Below are 23821 nucleotides of genomic sequence, written 5' to 3'. Positions count from 1 at the left end.
TGCCACTCTCGTTCGCACTACAGAAAGAAAATTAGTTTTTTTCTAAGTCATGCTTTAGCATAGAAAGTACCGGACTTAATGCCGTTGAAGCTGCCCTTAATTTTCAAAAACAACTTTTTCAAAATTTTTAATTATTAATAAGGATACTTATGCAAAAAAAACTCTTCAAAAAATTACAAATACTATCGCTGGCAGCATCAGCTGCTATAACGCCTTTATGGGCATGCAACTCTTCGCATGTCTTGGGAATGGGTGGCTCAAGTGCCGCGTATACACTTTCTGCAAATACAATGCAAAAAGGAAACTACTCCATTGGTATAAATGCTGAGCGTGTCCAAAACAACACACTCTCTGACCAAACCATAATAGCAGCGATGCAAAACGGTTCAAGTCATTTGCACAATATTGATGCAATAGATTCCTATTCTCTCTCACTCTCTTACGGGCTCACAGACAGATTGACACTCAGTATGCAACTTCCCTATGTTTTGCGTGTAAATATTCGTGCAGGTGAAGCAGATAATGGTTCGTATGCAGTACATCCGCATGGTAATGCTCAGGGTATAGGCGATATTTCTACAATTTTACAGTATAAAGTGTATGACAAAGAGTTCAAAGTTGCTCTTTTAGCCGGAATAAAAGCACCAACAGGCAAAACTGATATAGCAGATGCAGGAGAACTCCTCGAAGCGGATTTGCAGGCAGGAAGCGGCTCATGGGACTTTTTTGCGGGAGTTGCTTTGACAAAAGATTTTGACACTTTCTCTTTGCATGCAAACATTCTGTACAAAAAAAATACAAAAGGTGTCGATGAGAGTCAATTGGGGGATATTTTTACCTACAATGCAGCATTTTCATACAAACTTTTTGCGCACCAACATAATCAGAGGCTTTGCAGAGCAGATGAAAAAGAAGATTTTGGCTACTCTGTATCGCTTTTTGCTGAACTCAACGGAGAAAAAGCGTATAAAGATGATTTTGGTGGGGAGACTGCTTACAACACAGGACATCATGTTGTTTTTGCAACACTAGGAACACAGGTCGCCATGCACAGCGGTTACTCGTTTTTTATGACATTTTCAAAACCGATTTATCAGAATTTTAACGGAATACAGAATGATATAAACTACAAATCAAGTATAGGGTTTGGAAAAAGCTTTTAAAGCTTCTTCTAAACTTTTGTGTAAGAGTGCATATCATTGTAGCTATCTCTTACATGTAAAAATTCATCAAGATGTTCAAAGAAAATATCAACAAGTTCAGGATCAAAATGTTTTCCCCTCTCTTCTTGTATAAGTTTGAAAATTTTTGCATCATCCCATGCTTTTTTATAGCAACGTTCACTGCCAAGAGCATCAAAAACATCCGCAAGCGCAGTGATACGTCCGTAAATATGGATATTTTTTCCACTTAAACCTCTTGGATAGCCACTGCCGTCATATTTTTCGTGATGCTCATGCGCAATGACTGCGGCAGTTTTCAAAAGCTCTCTTTGGGAGTTTCTAAAAAGTTTGTAGCCTATCTCCGCATGGGTTTTCATCACTTTCCATTCTTCTTGTGTCAGCTTGCCTTTTTTGTTCAGGATATGATCAGGAATGGCAACTTTGCCTATATCATGCATTGGAGAAGCAATAGTGAGGTATTTTGTCTCTTTTTCGCCCAAGCCGTAATGTTTTGCCAATATCTGAGAATATAAGGCTACCCGCTTGACATGGAAACCTGTTTCCTGGCTTCGTGTTTCACCAATTTCACCCATTTTGAGAATAATGTCTTCTTGCGTCTCTTCTATCTCTTTGTGGAGTTGTAAAATCTGTGTTATGTCATTTCTGATGGCAATAAACTCTTCAATTTCTCCTCTTTCGTTTAAGATAGGGTTGATGGTCACTTCAACTATGTAAGAACTCCCGTCTTTTTTTCTGTTTTTTATAACGCCGGACCAGGCTTTTTTATGTAGTATCGTGTTCCACATATCTTGAAAAGCTGATTTTGGCATATCTTTGTGACGGACAATATTGTGTGGTTTTCCTAAAAGTTCTTCTTTTGTATAACCTGAAATTATGCAGAATTTATCATTTACATAGGTGATTCTTCCGCTTCTGTCGGTTTTGGAAACAATACTGCTTCTGTCAACAGCATTTTTGTATTCACTTAACAGTTTTAAGTTTCTTAAAATACTGTTTTTAATTTTGACTCCAAGCAAAAGCATAATCAAAGTGATGAGGATCAGTAAAAAAATATTTATAATGAGTTCTATTTTGAGTCTTGAGGCATATTTGTTTATCAAACTGTCAATATCGGCAAATTCCAGTTTTTGGAGTCTGTTAAATGCTTCTATAATAGCTGTAGCTTTAGCAAACCATTCGTTTGGATCCTGTGTGACAGAAATATTTTGATGTTTTGTGTACTTTTTAAATACATTTTGCAGCCATTGATACTCCTTCCCCTGTGCAATTGTATAAAACTCTTTTATAATGTCATCAGAAGCATATGTTAAAAAGTTTTGCTGTGCCAGATCATACTCGCCTTTTGCATGCATTGCTGTAAAGACAAGTTGGTAGTTTTGTTTTTTCTGGGCAAACAATCCGCTGAGCGAACCTCGCATCTTACCGGCGGCTTCTTTCATAAAAAGCAGGTTTGTGTAGGCATGAAACATCTGCTCAATCTCTTTTTCTTTGATTGTTTTGGTAATCATGAGATGATTTTGTAACAGATGGTATATGATTTTTGTATACTCATTAAAAGCATCGACAGTGCTAAGAGAGCGTGAGTGGACTTTTTTGCGGAGTTTTGCAAGTGTTTTTTTGTCGAGAGAATAATCTTCATGCAAAAAGATGATTTTAGCATATATACTGTCTGTCTTTTGTTGCTGTTTGCGCAGTTGTGATTGAAATTTTGTTCCATGAGAGCCAAGATACCCGCTGCTGTAGCCTCTCTCTTTTTGAAGAGAATTTATCAGAAGAGAAATGTTTTGTATATGCAAAGCATCTTTTTTAAGGTGAGAAAGGCCTTGAAGATTGTTGTAGCTGTGTATCATTAAGAACACAAATCCAAAAAATATAACGATTAAAGGCAGTGATACCAATAACTTTAGTTTGGATATTATTGTTGTTGAATTTATTATAAAACCTTTAAAAATAAAATTAGATCTTAATTTTACAATAAATTTGTTACAAAAACGTTAAAATCACTTTTCTTAAAAAAACATTTGTTACAAATTTTAGATATAATATTTTTTGTTAATAAGTTGTAAAGGTTTAGTATATATTATGAGTAAATATTCGCAGATAACTGACTATTTGGTTCTTTTTTTAGAAAATGAAGTGAAAAAGACAGGTATAAAAAAAGCAGTGGTTGGTTTGAGCGGCGGACTAGATTCTGCTGTGGTCGCTGTTTTGGCGAAAAAAGCATTTGGAGATGACCTGTTATGTGTTAAAATGCCATCACAATATTCATCACAAAACTCACTTGATGATGCGGATGAACTGTGTCGCGATTTTAATATGCGTTGTGTTGTCTGTAATATTGCTCCAATGTTGCAAGCGTATGAAGAGATGCACCCTGATATGGATAATCTCAGAAAAGGAAACTTTTCATCACGCATGCGAATGGCGACATTGTTTGATATTTCGGCAAAAGAGAATGCTTTGGTACTGGGAACAAGCAATAAAAGTGAGTTAATGCTTGGATACGGAACACTGTATGGCGACTTGGCGTCGGCAGTGAATCCCATAGGAGATTTGTACAAAAGTGAAGTTTTTGAATTAGCCGAGTACTTACATGTAAGTAAAAGCATCATTGAAAAACCGCCTTCGGCTGATTTGTGGAGCGGTCAAAGTGATGAGGCTGATTTGGGCTATACTTATGCCCAACTTGACGCAGCGATGAAACTCTATGTGGATGAGAGACTTTCGCGTGAAGAAGTCATACAAAAGGGTGTTGACGAACAGATGCTGGATATGATAATAAAAAGAATTTTTAGAAATCATTTCAAAAGAAAGATGCCTGTGATTGCAAAGCTGACTTCAAGAACATTGAATCATGACTTTAATTATCCACGCGATATTACATTATAAAACCTAGGAGTAAAAAATGAAAAATGAAAAACTGAGTATCCCTTTTAGTAAGTATGAAAGTTCCCGCGAGGCACACTCTAATGTGAGTGATGTACTAGACGGAGAAGATTTGTATCAGGTACCAAAACTTGAAGAAGAGTTTCGTGAGTATGTCGGATCAGAGTATGCACTTGCTACATCGCACGGCACATCGGCACTGCACCTTGCCATGCTTGCCCTTGACTTAAAACGCGGAGACAAAGTAATCTGCAGTGTAAATGCGCATCCGAGTGTACCTGAGGTTGTCCGCCATTTTGATGCTGAGCCTGTTTTTATTGATATAGCCGAAGATTCTTACAATATTGATCTTAATAAATTAGAAAACTATTTGGAAGAAAATAAATCCAAAAAGCTCAAAGCGGTTATCATAACGCATATTGGCGGTATGACTGTAGATTTGGACAGAGTCTATTCGATGGCTTCCATATATAATGTCAAAATTGTTGAAGATGCAAGTGATGCGCTTGGTGCTACATACAAGGGAGTGAAAATAGGTGCAACAGGTGCAGATATAGTCTGTTTTAATTTTTCTCCGCATTTAAAGAAAAATATCTGTAACGGCGGGATGCTTGTGACCAATAATGAAGATATTATGCAAAGAGCGAGGTTGCTGGCAAATCACGCAATGGTACGTAATGAAAATGCTTTGGAGTATATTTATGATGTTGTTGACATTGGAAATGATTATGCACTGAGCCATTTAAATGCAGCCTATATCAGAGCGCAGGTAAAAGAACAGGATGCAAACATCGCAAGACAAAAAGAGATTGCAAAAATGTACAGTGAAGGACTTGAAGGGGTAGAACACATTATTACTCCGGACATGGATAATGAAGAGAATCCTTTTTCTTTATATATAGTAAAAATAGATAAAAACCGTGATTCTTTTGCTGTAGCACTCAAAGAAGAGGGCATCGGGGCAGGGTTGCATTATATTCCGCTTCATCTTTTATCGTACTATAAAAGCAAATATGCTTTACGTGTTAATGATTTTCCAAGAGCACTGCGTTCATTCCAACAGGTACTTTCTTTGCCGATTTATGCAAGTATGACTGATGAAGAGGTACAAACAGTTATAAGTAAAATCAAAAAAATAGCAAAAACGAGAGTGTAATTGAAAAAAACGCTCGTTTTTTGGGTTGAAGAGTATTTCTACAACCCAACTCCCTTGCAAAAACTTCTCTCTTATCTACTGCTTCCGTTGAGTTGGCTCTATTGTTTTATTATGTATGTTCGATACAAATTACAGACACCGGAGGATTTTGCTGTCGAAATTGTCAGTGTTGGTAATCTGACTGTCGGCGGCAGCGGCAAAACTCCCTTGGTTATTGCACTGGCAAAGGAGCACAAAAAACCTGCGATTATACTTCGTGGCTATGGACGGGCGTCCAAAGGCTTGATTGTTGTCAAAAACGGTAATGAAATTTTATGTGATGTCAAAAGCAGTGGGGATGAAGCGATGATATATGCCAAAAAACTTCCAAATGCTGCAGTCATAGTCAGTGAAGAGAGAAAAAGAGCCATACAAAAAGCAAAAGAACTGGGCTGTGAGATAATTTTTTTGGATGATGCCTACTCCAAACATGATATCAAAAAGCAAGATATACTCATCGATGTAAAAACACAGAACAGTTTTTGTCTGCCTGCAGGTCCTTTTAGAGAGCGTCTGTGGCCGGGAAAAAAGGCTTTACATGTAGAAGAGGAGAAAGACTTTTTTCGTGAGGTAAAACTTGTGAACCCGACACAAAAAATGAGTCTTGTGACTGCCATAGCAAGGCCACAACGACTTGACAAATATCTTCCTGATGTTGTGGCAAAGCATTATTTTGAAGACCACCACAGTTTTACAAAAGAAGAACTTGAAACAATTTTACAAAAAGATGCAGCGACTTCTCTTTTGGTAACATTTAAGGATTATGTAAAAATTGAGCATTTCGGACTGCCCCTTTCACTTCTGGATTTGGAAGTAAAAGTAAAAGAAGATCTCTTTAGTGTGTTTGTTTAGAAATGATTCTTTGTTTGAAGTATCGCAGTAGATATTCTGTTGTAAAAGCCAAAGCAAAAGTAACTATAAGATAGTATGCAATCTCAGGCATGGTTTTATAGGTAGAATAGAGTGTAATTCCCGCAACGCCAAACATGGAGAAAATCGCTAAAACAACAAGATGTTTTTTTGCGCCACTCTCATGCAGAAGATTTAAGTGTGCAATATGTGTACTGCCCTGAACGATGAGCATGACGATAGCGGCAACAGTTGTGATTTGTGCCAGATTGAAAAAGAGTATCATCGGTATAATCAGCAGCGCACTGATAATGAGTCCTTCAAAAGAGTGGTAGATATTATATTCGTATATTTCAGGAAGATTTCCCTCTTTTGCCATTGTGTATCCTATGTCAGTCACAGCATAAAGTGTGGCATTAATAGCCGAGGCTGTTGCAAGGAGTGCTGTGGCGGCCATGACCTTAAATCCCCATTCACCAAAGATGGGCTTTGCCGCTTCAGCCAGAGCATAGTCTTTTGTCTGAATGATTTTATCAAGCGGCAGGTTTCCTAAAACAGCGATACTTGTAAGTATGTATAAAGCCGCCACAATGAGCAAGGCGACAAACATAGAACGCATCATGGTCACTTTGGGATTGTCCATATCCTCCACAGAATTTGTAATCACACTAAAACCCTGATAGGCAAAAAATGTAATGCCGATGGCAAAAACCATACCGCTTACAGGAGGCATGTCCGCTACACTTAAAAGCTGAGGCTGTATCGTAAAAAGTGCAGCAAAAGCAAAGGTAACAAGGACTCCGAGTTTTATGATGACAATGATGTTTTCCGCCTTTGCAACAAAAATGGCACCGACAAGATTTATAAGGGTGAAAAAGGTGATAATGCCTATGGCAAATATATTGACCCAGGCTGTATCACCGTGAAGCATAAATGTTGCACTGTAGGTTCCGAATGATTTGGCAACGGCTGCAATGGCAATAAGCTGGGAAAAATAAAACATGACACCCATAGAACCGGAGAAAATATTTTCTCCAAAACCCTGGACAAGATACTCGACTATTCCACCGCGTGACTGGTAGCGTACTGCCAGTTTTGCCAAAGAGTAACCACTTAAAAGGGCTATAATCCCGCCAAAAACAAAAGAGAGCCAGACGATATTTCCAGCCATGGCACCTGCCTGACCGATGACTATGAAAATGCCGGCGCCGACCATGGAACCTATACCTAAAAAGACGGCACTCCAGAGACCGAATGCTTTTGTCTTGTGCATTTTAGCGATTCATTTTTTTAAAAATCGATCCTGTGACAAGCAGGGCAAATCCGTCAAAAAAGAGACTGAAGCCGACAAGCAAACCTATAAGATAGGTGGAAGTAAAAGGCCATCCGGCAATAAACAAAATACCGATTAACATGGAAAAAAGGGCATTAATCATCCACCAGATCCAACCGTTTGCAGGACGCATATTCATAGCAAGAGAAAAACTGGCAAAGGAATCCATAAAAAAGTATATAGCCAGAAGCAGACCGACTGTGCCGATTCCTGTCATCGGATAAAAAATCATTAAAGCACCGATACCGATCAGTACAAGGCTTTTGAGCCATCCGAGATAATCACTTTTGTCACTTATATAGGTAAAATACCCAGCCATAAAACCGCCAAACATCATCAGCCATGCCACAAAGGTTACGGTAGCCAATGTCATAAATACAGGGTATATAATACCAACTATTCCGAGAATGATAAAAATTACACCTGTAATTTTTGAATACTTGCTAAATTTGTCAAACAGATCCTCATCTATAGGATACTTCCACATTTTTTTTCCTTATTGTAAATATTTGAGAACGATTGTAGCATAGTTATGATACAAGAAGAGTTACTTAAGTAGCATTAATAGAAGATTGGATAGAATAACAAAATTATTTTGCATAAAGGATAGAAATATTGCAGGCAAAAGTTGAAACAGTAAAAACACTCCTTGATGCACTTCCGTTTATTCGCGAGTTTAGAAAAGAGATTGTCGTTATCAAATATGGCGGCTCGGCACAAACATCTCCCGAGTTAAAAGAGAAGTTTGCAGAAGATATTTTACTTATGTATTTGGTAGGTATCAAACCTGTAATTGTTCATGGCGGTGGAAAAAAGATTACCGATATGCTCGAAGCCCTTAAAATAGAAACAGAGTTTATAGACGGACAACGTGTTACAACAAAAGAGACGATGCGTATAGTGGAAATGATACTCAGTGGTGAAATTAACAAAGAGATAGTCTCTTTGCTTAATTCCCATGATGCAAAAGCGATAGGTATCAGTGGTAAAGATGCACACTTTATCCGTGCAAGAGCGAAAGATTTTTCAAAGTGGGGATTGACAGGAAATATTACAAATGTCAAAGCAGATGTTGTTTTAAACCTGATAAAAGAAGGCTTTATTCCTGTTATAGCTCCTATTGCAGCGGGTGAAGAGATGGGACATCCCGGGTACAACATTAATGCTGATTTGTGTGCATCATATGTTGCAAAAGCCATAGGTGCAAACAAAATAATCTTTTTGACAGATACTCCGGGTGTCTTAAACAAAGAAAAACAGCTCCTTGCGACCCTGACAAAAGATGAAGTAAAAGTGCTCAAAGAAAACGAAACGATTCACGGCGGGATGGTACCAAAAGTTGATGCCTGTCTTGAAGCGATAGACGGTGGTGTGCATAAAGCACATATAATTGACGGACGACTTGAACACTCTATGCTTTTAGAGTTGTTTACATCAGAGGGTGTAGGTACCCAAATAGTAAAATAAAAAGGATTAGGTATGAGTTACAGTGCATTATTTGAAGATGAAGATGATATTTTCGGAGGTTCTCCAAGATCAAAGTTTATGGATGTTGTTTTTAATGCGAACAATGATATAGTAAGACAGGAGCTTGAAAAATTTGTCGAAAAAGTTGCTGCAATGGAGTTAATGCTCCAAGAAGAGGTCGGTGATGATATTGATACGGCAGTTGCACGATATAAAGCAGGTCATCTTGATGAGGTTGCAACCAAAACAAAAAGTATTTACATAGAACTCATGGGTGATATTCTTTCTCAAAGCGAATAAGAGTTGAAAAGTATTTTACAGTTTTTCTTGAAAGCGTTGTTCCTTTTTAGTACTGCTCTTTTTGCAAGTGACTTACGGGATGTGCAGGAAATTTCACTGAAAAAGGATGAGCCAAAGAAAATTCTTGTAAAATACGATAACAAAACAAGACTTTTTACATTTAGATGGACTTTGTACACCAATGAAGGTTTGGTGGTTTTGCGTTCTTATGATAAATATGTAGCGCAAAATATACTGTACTTGAATCATAAAAATCAAAGTTTTCGGGTTACACTAAAAACTCCTGGAGCAGATTTTTATAATGTACCCTATATACTGGTTAAATTTAAAGAGTTTGATGTAAAAAAAAATATTGCAAAATTTGAGCTTTATCTCTCTGATGATAAAGAGCAAATAAGATTAGAAACAGCAAAAAAATAAACAAAAGACGAGATAAATGCAAAGAGTAGAAGTACAAATAGAAAGATTGATACAAGAGTGTGATTATGATGAAGTGACCCGTCTGTTTGCAATGCTGCAGGGAGGAAAAAGACTTCGGGCAAAGCTTATTCTTAAAATTGCTCCAAATCACAAGGATGCTCCTCTTTTAGCCGCCATAGTGGAACTGATTCATGCTGCCTCACTTTTACATGATGATGTTATAGATGATGCAATGACCAGACGTGGAGCAGCATCGGTAAATGCAACAGACGGAAGCAAAACAGCTGTCATGCTTGGAGATATTTTATACTCAAAAGCATTTACTGAACTTGTTGCCTTTGACAAAGAAGTAGCACAGACAATTGCTTCATCGGTTACGGCACTCTCCAAGGGTGAAATGATGGATGTAAAAATGGCAGAAAGTTTTAACAGCGATGAAGAGCGTTACCTTGATATGCTCTATCTCAAAACCGCTACACTTATTGAAGCCGCTGCAAAAGCGAGTGCTTTGCTGGCAGAAAAAGATGCAGACAAATATGCTCTTTACGGACGTAACTTAGGACTTTCATTTCAAATTATAGATGATATTCTTGATATTACAGCAGACGAAGCAACGCTTGGAAAGCCTGCGATGAATGATTATGTAGAGGGGAAATGTACTTTGCCGTATATTTATCTTTATAATGCACTTGAATCAAAAGATCAGCAAAAGCTTATATCTCTGCATGCGAAAAAACCTACAGAAGAAGAACTCTTATGGATGAAAAAGAAAATGCAAGAACATAAAACTATAGAAAAATCTTTTGAACTGGCACAGAAACTCTCAAACGAGGCGAAGAGTACTTTGCATGAAGATGAAGATTTGGTTGCCATTTTAGATACAATGATACAAAGAAGTTATTGATGCATTATTTAATTGTAAGTCTTTCACATAAAAACAGTGATTTGGAACTGAGAGAAAAGTTCACCTATACGGATGAAGAGAAAGAGGCATGTCTGCAAAGGCTTCTCAAATCGCCTAACATCAGTGAAGCTGTCATGCTGGCTACATGTAACCGTATGGAGCTGTATGTGTGCTGCAGTGACATTGAAGAAGCAACAGAACATATGATGAAGTTACTGGCATTCAAAGGTGGTTTGCCAGAAAAGGTTTTACGAAAAACTGCTGAGATAGTTGATGACAGCAGTGCTATTCATCATCTTTTTGCGGTTGCAAGTTCTATAGACTCTATGGTAGTCGGTGAGACACAGATTGCCGGACAGTTAAAAGATGCTTTTAAATTCTCTCATGAACGCGGTTATTCGGATAAAAAAATGTCACGAGCACTCTCTCATGCGTTTAAATGTGCTGCAAAGGTAAGAAATCTTACCGATATATCCTCAAAACCGGTTTCTGTGGCTTCTGTAGCAATAAAACAGATTAAAGAAAAGGTTCAAAATTTACATGAAAAAAAAGCACTTGTGATTGGTGTAGGTGAAATGAGTGAAATCTGTGCAAAACACCTTGTCTCAGACGGAGTGGAAACTTTTATTGCAAACAGAACCAAGCAAAAAGCCCAGACTTTGGCACAGGAATGCAATGCGAAAGTATATGAATTTGGAGACCTGGACAAAGCGGTTAACGAATTTGACATTATATTTACTGCTACGGCTTCCTCTTATCCTATTATTACCAACGAACTTATAGAAGATGTAGATTTTGAGAGATTCTGGTTTGACCTGGCTGTTCCAAGAGATATTGAAATAAAAAACAGAGAAAATATTTTTCTTTTTGTTGTGGATGATATAAAAGATATTGTAGATGCGAACAAAGCACAAAGAGAACAGTATGTAAGACAGGCACACGGAATTGTAGGGCGAAGTGTTGTGGAGTTTTATGAGTGGCTTGATACACTCAATGTGGAACCTATCATAAAAGAGATTTATAAAAAAGCCGAAAAAGCCGCACAGGAAGAGACACAACGTGCAATCAAAAAAGGTTTTCTGCCTCAAGAGTATGAAAAGCAAGCCCAAAAAATGGCGCATCAGGCAATCAAAAGATTTTTGCATGATATGACAAAAAAGATGCGTGCTGCCTCGCATGAAGCCAAAAGTGATTCTGTTACCGGAGCAATGCAGTATATTCTTAATGATGAACATGACAATATTCCAGACCAGTACAAACACCATTTAAAAAAGGATTAAAATTTGAGAAGAAGTAAAGCTTTTATACCGACAACCAAAGAGGCACCATCAGATGCTACACTTCCGAGTCATATATTTTTATCTCGTGCAGGATTTATTACACAGGTTGCTGCAGGTTTGTATAATTATCTGCCGTTAGCAAAAAGAGTGATTAAAAAAATAGAAAATATCATTAATGAAGAGATGACAAAAGTAGGTGCCCAGGAAGTGGAACTCTCTTTTGTAACACCCGCAGAGTTGTGGCAGGAGAGTGGAAGGATAGAAAAGTTCGGTAAAGAACTGCTTCGTTTTCACGACAGAAAAAACAATCTTTTCGTACTCGGACCTACACATGAAGAGATGATGGTTGATGTTGTCCGTAACCGTGTGACATCTTATAAAAATCTGCCATTAAATCTGTATCAGATTAAGACAAAATTCCGTGATGAGGCCCGTCCTCGTTTTGGGCTGATGCGCGGACGAGAGTTTATTATGCAGGATGCCTACTCTTTTCATGCTACAGCAGAAGATTTGGACAGAGAATTTGATGCAATGGAAGCAGCATATAAAAAGATACTTTCTCGTATGGGACTTGATTTCAGAGTGGTAGAAGCTGACAGTGGTGCCATTGGTGGAAGCGGTTCCAAAGAGCTTATGGTTTTGGCAGAGAGTGGTGAAGATACAATTGCTGTTTGTTCAAAGTGTGAATACGGTGCCAATATAGAAGCAGCTTCAAGAAGCAAACGCTCAAATATTCCTGAAGCTCCTGAAGCTTCTTTTAATAAGTTTAAAACACCAGAGATAAAAACAATAGATGAACTTGCAGAGTTTTTCAAAATAGACCCTTATTATACGGTTAAATGTGTTGCAAAAAAAGTTATATATGAAGATGCAAGTGAAATTGTTCTTTTTTTTGTGCGCGGATGCGATAATCTTCAGGAAGTAAAAGCGCTCAATGCAACAGAAGCACTTGATATTGTGGATGTGACAGAAGAAGAACTCAAAGAGAGAGGATTGGTTCCCGGTTTTATAGGGCCGCTTGATCAAGACAAGGCAAAACATGTCATTGACAGTGATTTAAAAGATGCCACAAATTTAATCTGTGGGGCAAATGAAGCAGATTATCACTTTATAGGTGTAGATTTGTCGGTGCTCAGTAATGCTGCTTATTTCGCAGATATAGCAGAAGTAAATGAGGGAGATATCTGCCCGCACTGTGAGGGTGAGCTCTCTTTTACAAAAGGGATAGAAGTAGGGCATATCTTTAAACTCGGAACGACATATTCCAAAGCTTTAAAAGCCGAGTTTTTAGATGAAAACGGAAAAGCACAGCCTTTTATTATGGGGACTTACGGAATGGGTGTTTCACGCCTTGTAGCAGCAGTTGTAGAGCAGCATCATGATGAAAATGGCTGTATCTGGACAAAAGAAACAGCACCGTATATGGTAAATATTATGATTAGTAACATCAAAGATGAGGCACAGGTGCAAGCAGGTGAACAACTTTATAAGCAGCTGCAGGATGCAAATGTGGAAGTAATGCTTGATGACAGAAAAGAGCGTTTTGGATTTAAAATGAAAGATGCGGAACTTATTGGATTCCCGTATACGATTGTTATCGGAAAAGAGTTGCAAAATGGACATGTGCAGATTTTTGACAGAGCAATAAAAGAAAAAAGAGATGTCAAGAGTGAAGAGATATTTGATAAAATTATGGAACTGATTTAAATGATTTATTTTTTAGTCTATCTTTTTTTGGAAGTGCTTGTATCTGTACAGATTTCTTCTGCTATAGGAGGACTTGCCACTTTTTTTGAGATTCTCTTTACTGCGTTTATAGGTATATCCATTTTAGTGAATTTTAGAAAAAGCTTGATCGAAAATATGACGGCGGTCTCTTATAACTGTATTGATCTTGAGCAGTTTCAAAAACTAAATCTTTTTACTCTGATTGGTGCTATACTGCTGATTATTCCTGGGTTTTTAACAGACATATTAGGTATATTCATGCAGTTCAGTGTTTTTACGAGTATGATTGTTAACCGTTATAATGTAAAATCAGGAAAATGTAATTCTTCTTTTGAAGAACAAAATAATATAACAAAGGATTCAGATGTCATTGATGTTGAAATTATTGAGCACGACTCTACTCTTAAGTAGTTTTCTCTATGCAAGTACAACAAATGAAAAAATAGAAGATTTTTTAGAAGATAAATTTAGTGAAAATCCCAGACTCAAATCAGTAGATGTGAAAGTAGAGGATGTTACTCCACTCAAACAGCTTCCAAAATGGAATGCCTATATTGTTAATGTGAAAGCTGTTTTGAAAAACAAGCCAAAGCAGGTAATTCGCCAAAAAATGATTTGGTTTTCAAACGGGCAGATGATTACAAAAGATTTGACAGATATAAATACAGGGGAAAGTCTTGTTGACAAGGTTAAACCAACAATTAAAGCCAGACATTATGCAAAAGAAAATTTGATTTACGGCAATGCCAATGCGAAACATAAAATAGTCATTTTTTCAGACCCACTGTGTCCTTTTTGCAGAGGATTTGTGCCAGGGGCGATTAAAGATATGAAAAAAGAGCCCCAAAAGTTTGCTGTATATTACTACCATTTTCCACTTGAAAGAATTCATCCCGCTTCAGTAACACTGGTTAAAGCAGCAATTGCCGCAGAACTCAAAGGTGTTAAAGATGTTGTATTAAAACTTTATAATATTTCAATCAATCCAAGAGAAAAAAATGTCAAAAAAATTCTTGAAGCGTTTAATAAAGCAGAAGGGACAAATATTACACCTGAGGATATTCAAAATCCCCGTGTAATCAAGCAGTTTAACCACGATAGGCTTGTCGCTACTGACCTTATGGTTGGTGGAACACCGACGGTTTATCTTGACGGTTCTGTAGATAACACAAAGAAAAAATACCTAAAAGTGAAGTAATGCAAAAATTAACAATAGCAACACGCGTTTCAGACTTGGCACTTTGGCAGGCATATCATATCAAGGAAAGAATTGAAGCAGGTTTTCCTGAAATAGAAGTTGTGCTTAACAAAATAGTAAGTAACGGGGATAAGGTTTTAGACAAACCTTTGGCTCTCATCGGTGGAAAAGGGCATTTTACCAAAGAGCTTGAAGATGAGATGCTCGCAGGCAATGCTGAGCTTGCCGTACACAGTTTAAAAGATGTACCGACATATATTCCCGATGGTCTGGAACTTGCAGCTGTGACGCAACGTCAAGACCAAAGTGATGTTTTTCTGTCACATACTTACAAAACACTTGAAGATTTGCCTGAGGGAGCAGTGGTTGGGACAACAAGTCTGCGACGCAGAATGCAACTTTTGCAAAAAAGACCTGATTTAAAAGTCAAGGATTTGAGAGGAAATGTCAATACACGTTTGAGAAAGTTACAAGAAGGGCAGTACGATGCGATAATTTTGGCGTGGATAGGGCTCAACAGACTCGATTTGCTCAAAGAGATTCCCTATACCCAAAAACTCTCTCTTGATATGATGATACCGCCAATGGGGCAGGCTGCCCTGGGTATTGAAATTGTAACCGGCAATGAAAAGGTACGAGAAATCGCACAAAGTCTCAATGATGAAGACACCTTTGCATGTACACAGATTGAGAGAGATTTTATATCGAAAATCGGAGCGGGATGTTCGGCTCCTGTTGCCTGCAATGCTGTTATAGAAGATGATAATGTTGTTTTTAGAGTTATGCTTGGATTTCCAAACGGAACACATATTATGCAGAAAAAAGTCGTAAGAAGTATAGAAGAAAGTAAAAATTTAGGCAAAGAACTTGCCCAAAAAATGATAGACAAAGGTGCACTGGATTTACTCAAAGAAGCAGAAAAAACCGCTTTTAAAGATGAAATGCCACAAAGACTCTAAAGGGCATCTCTAAAGTATAACATGGCCTACAAATTTACTCATATTGTCTAAAATATCTCCGCCTTTTCTAAAACTCAGTCCGCAGGCTTCATAGGCAAAGAAAACACCTCCTGACTTTCTCATTTCAATAAAAAATCTAATTTTTTAAAAACACGAATCCCTTATTTTAGGGATTTAAAAGCCATTAAAATCTAAAAAGTGTGTGTCCGGGCTTCATAAATTTGTTACAATTTGCCTATGAGTTTGCATATTCGCCAAAAGAAAAACAGTAGTGGAACTATCAGTATTCAAATCATAGACAGGACTCATCGGCAATATAAGGTAGTAGAGACTATTGCCTGTGTCAAAAATGATGATGAAAAAAGAATCTATCTTGAGATAGCACAAAAACGATTAGAAGAATTAAACAAAGAACTCTATCCAACACTCTTTGACACTATAAAAGATGATGACAAGCAAAATAATTTAGAGTTTATTTCATTGGCAAACAGAGATGTAACACCTATAGGTGATGAACTTATTTATGGCAAAATATTCAAATATTTAGGATGCGATAAAATCGCTTTAGATTTTCAAAAGATGCAGCTTTTTAAATCGCTTGTTATATCAAGAATACTCTATCCTGGCAGTAAGCTCTACCTTATAGATTATCTTGAATATTTTAAAAAAGAAAAGATTGATAAAAACAGAATCTACCGCTTTCTAGATACTATCTACCAAGAGGAGATAAAACAACAAATAGAGCAGTGCGTGTTTGAGCATACCAAAAAAATAATGCAAGGTGCTATCACGGTAACCTTTTATGATGTAACAACATTATACTTCGAGAGTGAGAGCGAAGATGACTTAAGACGCATAGGATTTTCAAAAGAGGGAAAAGTTGCCCGTCCCCAAATACTGCTGGGATTGTTTACAACCTTAGAGGGGCATCCACTGAGCTTTGAGCTATATGAGGGAAATAAATATGAAGGGCATACTCTTGTTGATATACTGCAAAAATTCCAAACAAGATTTCATCTCAAAAACAAACCAATCGTTGTAGCTGACAGAGGAATGCTTACACATGCAAATATAGCTTTTTTAGAAAATAATGGCTACAAATATATCCTTGCCTATAAGATCAAAAATATTGACAATAATCTCAAAGAACGTATTGCAAATTTAACCTTTCTTGATAATGGAACTATTCATACAATAGAGATTGAAAAAGAGATACCCTATAAAGATGAAAATGATAAAAAACAAATACTCCACATCAAACAAAAGCTTATTCTCTCTTACTCTACCAAACGGGCCAAAAAAGATAAAAGAACAAGAGAAAAAGCATTAGAAAAAATCAAAGCAAAACTCTCAAAGAAAAATATCACCAAGAGTGACTTAAAACTCTCATACTATGCAAAATATTTGGATATTGATGATAAATGCAATATCAAATACAAACTCAATCCAGACAGAGTAATGCAAGATGAGAGACTTGATGGTATTAAAGGGTTTGCAACAAATGATTTTACACTCTCAGCCAATGATGTTATAGCACACTATCAGAATCAATATGATGTTGAGAAGGCATTTAGAATATCAAAGACAGATTTGCGCATAAGACCTATATATCATAGAATTGAAGAGAGGATAAAGGCGCATGTTCTTATTTCGTTTGTATCGTATGCTGTCTATAAAGAGTTTGAGAGAAGGTTGAAATTAGGCAATGTAAAATTTAATTTTTCTCAAAAACTGCTCCGCGATATTATTAAACATATGTTTGCTCTCAATGTCAAGGGGAAGTTCTATACTTTATCGTTTGATGAGATACAGCAAAAGGTTTATGATGCAATCAACACTTAAAAAATGTGTGTCCATATGAGAAAGTCAGGAAAAAAGTCGTAAGAAGTATAGAAGAAAGTAAAAATTTAGGCAAAGAACTTGCCCAAAAAATGATAGACAAAGGTGCACTGGATTTACTCAAAGAAGCAGAAAAAACCGCTTTTAAAGATGAAATGCCACAAAGACTCTAAAGGGCATCTCTAAAGTATAACATGGCCTACAAATTTACTCATATTGTCTAAAATATCTCCGCCTTTTCTAAAACTCAGTCCGCAGGCTTCATAGGCAAAGAAAACACCTGCCTGATATTTTTTTCCATGGACATCTTTTGGAAATTCCACATACTCCTGGTAGATTTTTTTATGATTCGCATAGGGACCGTCAGTCTGAATGCTGATACTTCCGTTTGCTTCAATAATCTTTGTATTGGCACCTTCGCGTCCAAAAACAGGTTTTTCAACTTGCTTGAGTCCCTGAAGCGGTTCAAAAGAGGTTTTAAGAAGGTAAGGCGAATCCGGAAACAGTTCACATAAAATTGCCATCATTCCTTTTGACTGGAAGAGTAAAGTATAGGCAGGGTTTAAAATTATGGCTTTTTGATTTTGGATAATATTTGTAAGTGTTGTGGCAAGTTCCGGCTCATCAACTGCAATGTCTTCCCACGGATAAAGTTTAAACCAGTACTCATAATTTATGTCATCACTGTCATAAATGCCATCTTCATCAAAGCGGACATTCTGTAAAAACTCAAACTTTGTAACAAATCCGGCATCGGTTGCCATTTGCTGCAGGAGTTTTGTGGTGGCTTCTTCTTCATCATTGCCTTCAACAGAAGAAAAAAGAATTTTCCAGCCGTCATAGAATTCTTCAAACTTGTTTGTGTCATCAAAGAGTGTAACGAGTCTTTTAAAATTGTTAGTGACGGCCTCATATACATTGTTAAACTGACGCTCTTCGTCCATATCATTGGATTTTAAAATTGCCCATTGTAAAAGTGCAGTCTCAAAAAGTGCTGTAGGGGTGTCGGCATTAAATTCTATAAGTTTTATATCCTGTCCGTCAATACCGCCGGCCAAATCAAAACGACTGTAAATATGCCAATGGACATCGTTTTCCCAGCTTTTTTTAATGCTCTGTATAAGATTGAAAGGAATGCCCAAATCAAAAAAGAGATCATTGCTGATGACATATTCGGCTGCTTCGACATACATATCATAAAGAGTATTTGCTGCCTCATAATAGGCCTCTGCTTCTTCCTGGGTGACTTCTACAAGTTCATCGCTGACATACTTGCTGCCGTCAGAATCAGTATGCCAGGTAAAGCCTATCTCTTCTAAGGTTTCATCGTCTATTGGACTCAGTTTTTGTGTCGTTATCATCTATCAGCCTCCAAAAAATCCGCCACTGCTTCTGCTGTAGCTTGAGCTTCTTGAAGTGCCGCCAAAGAAGCTTTTTCTGCTGCTTGTTGATTTTCTTGCTGCCTTGCCTGCTGCCGAACGGCTGTAGGCACTTCTGTTGACACTGCTTGCATTTCTGGAAAAACTTTTGTTGTTCATCAGCGCATTGCCTATCATATTTCCGAGTAAACTTCCTGCCGCAACGGCTAAAATTGTACCGGCTAGTCCCATGCCTGCACTGCCTGAATTGTCTTGAAGTGTTTCGCTCGTACCGTTTTGTACTTTTTGATACTCTTGTGCAGCTAAAGCTTTCATCTCTTCTTCGTTCATAAAACGCTCTGTGACTCTGCCAAATTCATCACGTTCTCTGATGATTGCACGTGAAGGTCCCTGTGTTGGCATCTCTTCGACAACTTTATACTTTCCGTTTGGCTGTTGTTCTATGACCAAAAATTTATTTTGTGCTTCTTGTTGTTTTTGCTCACACCCTGTAAGCGTACTCATCATTAAAACACCTGCAGTTCCTAAAACAACACCGCTGGCAATTGAAGAAATATGTTTCATGCTAATATTGACCTCGAATTTTATTTTTATCTAGAATTATAACTTTTTTTAGTTCATAATCGTAAAATGTTACATTTTTTCTTCCATCATAGTAGAGATCACCATGATAGAAAAATTTGTCCGTTTTGAGTGTAATGTTTTTTTTCATAAGCATCATTTCTCCAACAGCTTTTCCTATAGGAGGAATAAGCGTTGCAAAAGAGAGGACAAAGAGAGAACCTATAACAATCAGTGCTGTTTTTGTACTGGCATAGACTACCAGATAGCCAAGAACTATAGAAAAAAATAAAAATAAAAAGAAATTTTGATGATCAGCAAATAAAATATTGTAGTATACATGCACACCATAAAAATCAATATAATTGAGTTTCACACCCAATATAATGAAAAAATCAAGTATGAAAGTAAAAAACATACCGCTTAGCAGTGCCTGGAACAGTTTGCTCATCGTAACCTCTTTATTTTTTTATGGTTGATTTTATAGAGTTTTGAAGCCTGACCTTCAAACAGTCCTCTCTTGTCTTCTATTATTATATCAGCTTTTTGCTCACAAAAAGTTCTTGAAAAGTTTTTACCGCTTTCATTGGCAGATGTAGAGTATGTCCATTCCTTTTGTCTTAAATAAGAAGAATCAACGACATCTTCTGCAACCCGAAAAGCATGGTTTTTTACTATAAAGGTTGTTTTTTTTGAGCGTCTGACTCTGTTTTTTTGACTGTTTGGAACTCTTTTGTGCTCTTTTTTTAATGCGTGAAAATTTTTATAAACAACAATGAAAGGTTTGGTATTTGGACGTGATTTTACTGCAGAGAGTTTAGGTGCATCCTGTGACAAAAAACCGACAGTAGTGTCGGTTTGTGAGAGAATGATATTTGTTTTTATACTAAAAAATCTTGCAGGGCTGTTGAACTTGACCATTTTTCATCTTCCATTTCATCGAGTGCGAGTATCAGTGCTCTTGCTGCACTGAGTGTTGTAAAGTAAGGAATACTTCTTTTAAGCACTTCTTGGCGAATGACAACAGCATCTTTTTTGGATGTGTTGTTGTCAGATGTATTAATTGCCATTGCTATTTCATCATTTTTCATGCTGTCTTCGATATTTGGACGACCTTCTGAAATTTTTAAAACCACTTCACATGCTATGCCTGCTTCTTCTATGGCTTTTTGTGTCCCTTTTGTTGCAACAAGTCTAAAGCCGTGTTCAACCAGACCTTTTGCTATTTCAGGAGCATGTTTTTTATCTGTATCAACAAAAGAGAGGAAACATGTTCCGCCTGTCGGAATATTGTTTCCTGCACTGAGCTGTGCTTTTGCAAAACTTACCCCGAAGTTTTTACTGATACCCATTACTTCACCCGTAGACTTCATCTCCGGACTCAGTACCAAATCGGCACCGTAAAGTTTATGGAAAGGAAATACCGCTTCTTTGACAGAGACATGCCCTTTGAGACGAGGACGAAGCAGACCGTTGTGCTCTTCAACTATTTCATATTTGTCATAGTAGGCGAGTGAACTTCTTAAATCTTTGCCCATCATAACACGTGTGGCTACTTTTGCAAGAGGCATACCGGTTGCTTTTGAGACAAAAGGAACTGTACGTGAAGCACGAGGATTGACCTCAATAAGATAGATTTCATCCTGATAAATTGCATACTGTACATTCATCAGTCCGACAACGCCAAGACCGAGTGCGATGACTTTTGTCTGCTGCTCAACTTTTTCTATCATATCCTGTGTCAAATTCATCGGAGGCAGTGAACATGCCGAATCTCCAGAGTGTATACCTGCCTCTTCGATGTGTTGCATAACAGAACCGATGTAGACATCTTTGCCGTCACAAATACAATCCACATCAAGCTCAATGGCCTGATCCAAAAATTTGTCTACTAAAACAGGGGCTTCATTGGAGACAGAAATGGCAAGATCCATGTACTGACGAAGTTCATCTTCTGAGTAGACAATACGCATCCCACGTCCGCCAAGAACAAAAGAGGGACGAACAAGCACAGGATAACCCAATCGCTCAGCTATAATGAATGATTCTTCTTTTGTCCGGGCCAAACCATTTGCAGGCTGTTTGAGATTATGTGCTTTTACAAAGTCACTAAACTGTTCTCTGTCTTCTGCCAAATCAATGACGGATGAGGGTGTTCCTGAAATTTTTGCACCGATTTTTGTCAAAGAGTCCGCAAGTTTGAGTGGTGTTTGCCCTCCAAAGTGAACGATAATCCCATCAGGATTTTCATTTTCTATCACTTCGCGGACATGCTCAAAATCTATCGGTTCAAAATAGAGTACATCAGATGTGTCATAGTCAGTAGAGACTGTTTCAGGATTACAGTTATACATAATAGTCTCTATGCCCATCTCTTTAAGTGCGAATGCCGCATGAACACAACAGTAGTCAAACTCGATTCCCTGTCCTATACGATTTGGTCCACCGCCTAAAATAAGCACTTTTTGTTTATCACTCTGTCGGTTTGTGACATTTGGCAGTTTTGTAATGTTTGTTGTTGAGTAGAGATAAGGAGTGAGTGCTTCAAACTCAGCGGCACAGGTGTCTACTTCATTATATTCCAAACTGATGCCAAGCTTTTTTCTTGCTTCATAGACCAGGTCTTCACTCACTGTTTCTTGAGAATTTTTTGCGATAAGCTGTGCAATTCTTTTGTCAGAAAAACCGTCAACTTTTACTTTTCGCATTAACTCCTCATCAAAAAGGATTTTATCGCTGATGGTTGCTTCTGTTTCCATCATCTCTTGTATTTGATACAAGAACCATGGATCAATCTGGCAGGTGTCAAACATTTCCTGTATACTCATGCCACGACGAAAACCTTCGGCAACATACAAGATTCTGTCAGCATTGGGACGACGGATCTCATGTTTGACAAATTCATCATCCGCCTCAATGTCATCAAAACCGCAAAGTCCTGTTTCAAGGGAGCAGAGTGCTTTTTGAACAGACTCTTTAAAAGTACGGCCGATTGCCATAACTTCACCGACTGATTTCATAGATGTGCTGAGTGTACTTTGTGCTTCAGGAAATTTTTCAAATGTAAAACGCGGTATTTTTGTAACAACATAATCTATAACCGGTTCAAAAGCCGCAGGTGTTCCCGTGATGTCATTTTCAATCTCATCAAGGGTAAATCCGACTGCTAAAAGGGTGGCTACTTTGGCAATAGGATACCCTGTTGCTTTACTTGCCAGTGCAGAAGAGCGCGAAACACGCGGATTCATCTCAATGACAATCATGCGTCCTGTTTTTGGGTCAATGGAAAACTGAACGTTTGAGCCACCTGTGTCAACGCCGACTTCACGTAAAATTGCAAAAGAGGCATCTCGCATTCTTTGATACTCTTTGTCTGTGAGTGTAAGGGCAGGGGCTACTGTGATAGAGTCTCCTGTGTGGACACCCATAGGGTCGAAATTTTCTATAGAACAAACAATGATACAGTTGTCCGCTTTGTCACGGATAACTTCCATTTCATACTCTTTCCAGCCAAGCATGGATTCCATGATCTCTATTTCATTCACCGGTGAAGCTGAAATGCCTTCCTGTGCAAGTTTTTTAAACTCTTCCATATTATACGCCACACCGGAACCGCCACCGGCAAGAGTAAACGAAGCTCTTGAGATGACCGGAAAACCTATCTCTTTGACAACTTCTATGGCTTCTTCAACACTGTAGGCATTTCTGCTTTTTGGCAAATCCATACCGATTTTTGTCATCGCTTCATTAAAAAGCTGTCTGTCTTCGCCTTTGTTAATCGCTTCGGGGTTTGCACCTAAAAACTCTACACCTTCAAGCATTCCTTTTTCATACATACTCATAGCTACATTGAGTGCAGTCTGTCCGCCCATAGTCGGCAAAACAGCATCTACTTTTTCATCTTTGATGATTTTGGCGATAACATCTTCTTTGATAGGTTCTATATAGGTTCTGTCTGCAAATTCAGGATCAGTCATGATGGTTGCAGGATTTGAGTTGATGAGAACAACGCGGTAACCCAATTCTTTTAATGTTTTAACAGCCTGTGTTCCAGAGTAGTCAAATTCACAGGCCTGACCGATAATAATCGGGCCAGAACCTATAAGTAAAATAGTTTTTATGTCGGTGCGTTTTGGCATTTGTTCCCTCTTGAAAATTGTATATATAAATTTAGAGATTATAGCCAAAAGGCACTTAATAGGAGTTTAGTTATACCAATCCCCAGTAAAGATATGAAACTTAAACGATAGTATTATCTACTTCGTTAGACTATTTTGAAGCTACCAGTAACTCCTGCAACATTCTGCCTTGTATCTAATAGCTTATTTTTAATTTAAAT

The 23821-nt window shown here is 37.7% G+C and carries 23 protein-coding genes and 1 pseudogene; 15 read left to right on the top strand and 9 right to left on the bottom strand.

Annotated elements, in window-relative coordinates; genetic code table 11:
* Positions 1-149 precede the first annotated feature (149 nt).
* Positions 150-1163: a transporter gene (locus tag LCX93_RS08100; protein ID WP_226065803.1), complete on the top strand. Its 1014-nt coding sequence runs from the start codon at positions 150-152 to the stop codon at positions 1161-1163.
* A gap of 8 nt (positions 1164-1171) precedes the next feature.
* On the opposite strand, the gene LCX93_RS08095 is transcribed toward LCX93_RS08100, so the two are convergent.
* Positions 1172-3034, bottom strand: coding sequence for a nitrate- and nitrite sensing domain-containing protein (locus tag LCX93_RS08095; protein ID WP_226065801.1), 1863 nt, complete (start codon positions 3032-3034; stop codon positions 1172-1174).
* Positions 3035-3266: 232 nt separating this feature from the next.
* Between LCX93_RS08095 and LCX93_RS08090 the strand changes: the two genes are divergently transcribed.
* From LCX93_RS08090 to LCX93_RS08080, 3 genes are read left to right on the top strand one after another with little or no spacing between them, the layout of a single operon-like run.
* Positions 3267-4073: an NAD+ synthase gene (locus LCX93_RS08090; RefSeq protein ID WP_226065799.1), complete on the top strand. Its 807-nt coding sequence runs from the start codon at positions 3267-3269 to the stop codon at positions 4071-4073.
* Positions 4074-4089: 16 nt separating this feature from the next.
* A complete protein-coding gene (locus LCX93_RS08085; RefSeq protein WP_226065797.1) occupies positions 4090-5226 on the top strand; it encodes a DegT/DnrJ/EryC1/StrS family aminotransferase in 1137 nt (378 codons plus the stop codon).
* Complete coding sequence (locus LCX93_RS08080) at positions 5227-6117, top strand: tetraacyldisaccharide 4'-kinase (protein WP_226065795.1); 891 nt, start codon at positions 5227-5229, stop codon at positions 6115-6117.
* Here the strand turns inward: LCX93_RS08080 and LCX93_RS08075 are convergent.
* Both LCX93_RS08075 and LCX93_RS08070 read right to left on the bottom strand, forming a co-directional pair.
* Entirely contained in the window at positions 6101-7387 is a 1287-nt protein-coding gene (locus LCX93_RS08075; RefSeq protein ID WP_226065793.1) for an APC family permease, read from the bottom strand. The two genes, LCX93_RS08080 and LCX93_RS08075, sit on opposite strands and share 17 nt — an antisense overlap.
* 1 nt (position 7388) lies before the next feature.
* Positions 7389-7934, bottom strand: a complete 546-nt coding sequence (locus tag LCX93_RS08070) for an HdeD family acid-resistance protein (protein WP_226065791.1) — start codon at positions 7932-7934, stop codon at positions 7389-7391.
* 128 nt (positions 7935-8062) lie between these two features.
* Here LCX93_RS08070 and argB point away from each other — a divergent pair, with 128 nt between their 5' ends.
* From argB to hemC, 9 genes are read left to right on the top strand one after another with little or no spacing between them, the layout of a single operon-like run.
* Complete coding sequence (gene argB, locus LCX93_RS08065; protein WP_226065789.1) at positions 8063-8914, top strand: acetylglutamate kinase; 852 nt, start codon at positions 8063-8065, stop codon at positions 8912-8914.
* Between the two features lie 12 nt (positions 8915-8926).
* Positions 8927-9214, top strand: a complete 288-nt coding sequence (locus LCX93_RS08060; protein ID WP_226065787.1) for a DUF2018 family protein — start codon at positions 8927-8929, stop codon at positions 9212-9214.
* Between the two features lie 3 nt (positions 9215-9217).
* Positions 9218-9634, top strand: a complete 417-nt coding sequence (locus tag LCX93_RS08055; RefSeq protein ID WP_226065785.1) for a hypothetical protein — start codon at positions 9218-9220, stop codon at positions 9632-9634.
* Between the two features lie 16 nt (positions 9635-9650).
* Complete coding sequence (locus LCX93_RS08050; protein ID WP_226065784.1) at positions 9651-10538, top strand: polyprenyl synthetase family protein; 888 nt, start codon at positions 9651-9653, stop codon at positions 10536-10538.
* Complete coding sequence (gene hemA, locus LCX93_RS08045; protein WP_226065781.1) at positions 10538-11818, top strand: glutamyl-tRNA reductase; 1281 nt, start codon at positions 10538-10540, stop codon at positions 11816-11818. Before LCX93_RS08050 ends, hemA begins: the two co-directional genes overlap by 1 nt.
* Before the next feature lie 3 nt (positions 11819-11821).
* Positions 11822-13525 carry a proline--tRNA ligase gene (locus LCX93_RS08040; protein WP_226065779.1) on the top strand — a complete coding sequence of 568 codons (1704 nt, stop codon included), beginning with the start codon at positions 11822-11824 and terminating at the stop codon, positions 13523-13525.
* Positions 13526-13957 carry an FxsA family protein gene (locus LCX93_RS08035; RefSeq protein WP_226065777.1) on the top strand — a complete coding sequence of 144 codons (432 nt, stop codon included), beginning with the start codon at positions 13526-13528 and terminating at the stop codon, positions 13955-13957.
* Positions 13911-14744: a DsbA family protein gene (locus tag LCX93_RS08030; RefSeq protein WP_226065775.1), complete on the top strand. Its 834-nt coding sequence runs from the start codon at positions 13911-13913 to the stop codon at positions 14742-14744. The genes LCX93_RS08035 and LCX93_RS08030 overlap by 47 nt, the downstream gene beginning before the upstream one ends.
* Positions 14744-15703 carry a hydroxymethylbilane synthase gene (gene hemC, locus LCX93_RS08025; protein WP_226065765.1) on the top strand — a complete coding sequence of 320 codons (960 nt, stop codon included), beginning with the start codon at positions 14744-14746 and terminating at the stop codon, positions 15701-15703. Before LCX93_RS08030 ends, hemC begins: the two co-directional genes overlap by 1 nt.
* Positions 15704-15712: 9 nt before the next feature.
* On the opposite strand, the pseudogene LCX93_RS08020 reads toward hemC, so the two are convergent.
* Positions 15713-15811, bottom strand: a pseudogene (locus LCX93_RS08020) (glutathionylspermidine synthase family protein); the annotation flags it as partial.
* A 135-nt stretch (positions 15812-15946) separates the two neighbouring features.
* On the opposite strand from LCX93_RS08020, the gene LCX93_RS08015 reads away from it, so the two are divergent.
* Together LCX93_RS08015 and LCX93_RS08010 are read left to right on the top strand one after the other, a co-directional pair.
* Positions 15947-17545, top strand: a complete 1599-nt coding sequence (locus LCX93_RS08015; protein WP_502988726.1) for an IS1634 family transposase — start codon at positions 15947-15949, stop codon at positions 17543-17545.
* A 5-nt stretch (positions 17546-17550) separates the two neighbouring features.
* Positions 17551-17715, top strand: a complete 165-nt coding sequence (locus tag LCX93_RS08010) for a hypothetical protein (RefSeq protein ID WP_226065763.1) — start codon at positions 17551-17553, stop codon at positions 17713-17715.
* Positions 17716-17724: 9 nt separating this feature from the next.
* Here the strand turns inward: LCX93_RS08010 and LCX93_RS08005 are convergent, their stop codons facing one another.
* Genes LCX93_RS08005 through carB form a run of 5 tightly spaced genes read right to left on the bottom strand, consistent with a single transcriptional unit; the run spans position 17725 to position 23621 of the window.
* Positions 17725-18903 carry a glutathionylspermidine synthase family protein gene (locus LCX93_RS08005; RefSeq protein WP_226065762.1) on the bottom strand — a complete coding sequence of 393 codons (1179 nt, stop codon included), beginning with the start codon at positions 18901-18903 and terminating at the stop codon, positions 17725-17727.
* A 3-nt stretch (positions 18904-18906) separates the two neighbouring features.
* Positions 18907-19485 carry a Cj0371 family chemotaxis-regulating polar lipoprotein gene (locus LCX93_RS08000; protein ID WP_193150068.1) on the bottom strand — a complete coding sequence of 193 codons (579 nt, stop codon included), beginning with the start codon at positions 19483-19485 and terminating at the stop codon, positions 18907-18909.
* Between the two features lies 1 nt (position 19486).
* Positions 19487-19933 (bottom strand): hypothetical protein, encoded by a 447-nt coding sequence (locus LCX93_RS07995; protein WP_226065759.1) that lies wholly within the window; start codon positions 19931-19933, stop codon positions 19487-19489.
* Positions 19930-20403, bottom strand: coding sequence for a hypothetical protein (locus tag LCX93_RS07990; protein ID WP_226065757.1), 474 nt, complete (start codon positions 20401-20403; stop codon positions 19930-19932). The genes LCX93_RS07995 and LCX93_RS07990 overlap by 4 nt, the downstream gene beginning before the upstream one ends.
* Positions 20364-23621: a carbamoyl-phosphate synthase large subunit gene (gene carB / locus LCX93_RS07985; RefSeq protein ID WP_226065755.1), complete on the bottom strand. Its 3258-nt coding sequence runs from the start codon at positions 23619-23621 to the stop codon at positions 20364-20366. The genes LCX93_RS07990 and carB overlap by 40 nt, the downstream gene beginning before the upstream one ends.
* Positions 23622-23821: the final 200 nt, after the last annotated feature.

The sequence above is a fragment of the Sulfurimonas sp. SWIR-19 genome, from assembly GCF_020410885.1.
Lineage (GTDB): Bacteria > Campylobacterota > Campylobacteria > Campylobacterales > Sulfurimonadaceae > Sulfurimonas > Sulfurimonas sediminis.
Note: the sequence above shows the minus strand (reverse complement) of the source record. Positions and strands in the feature narration are given on the sequence as shown.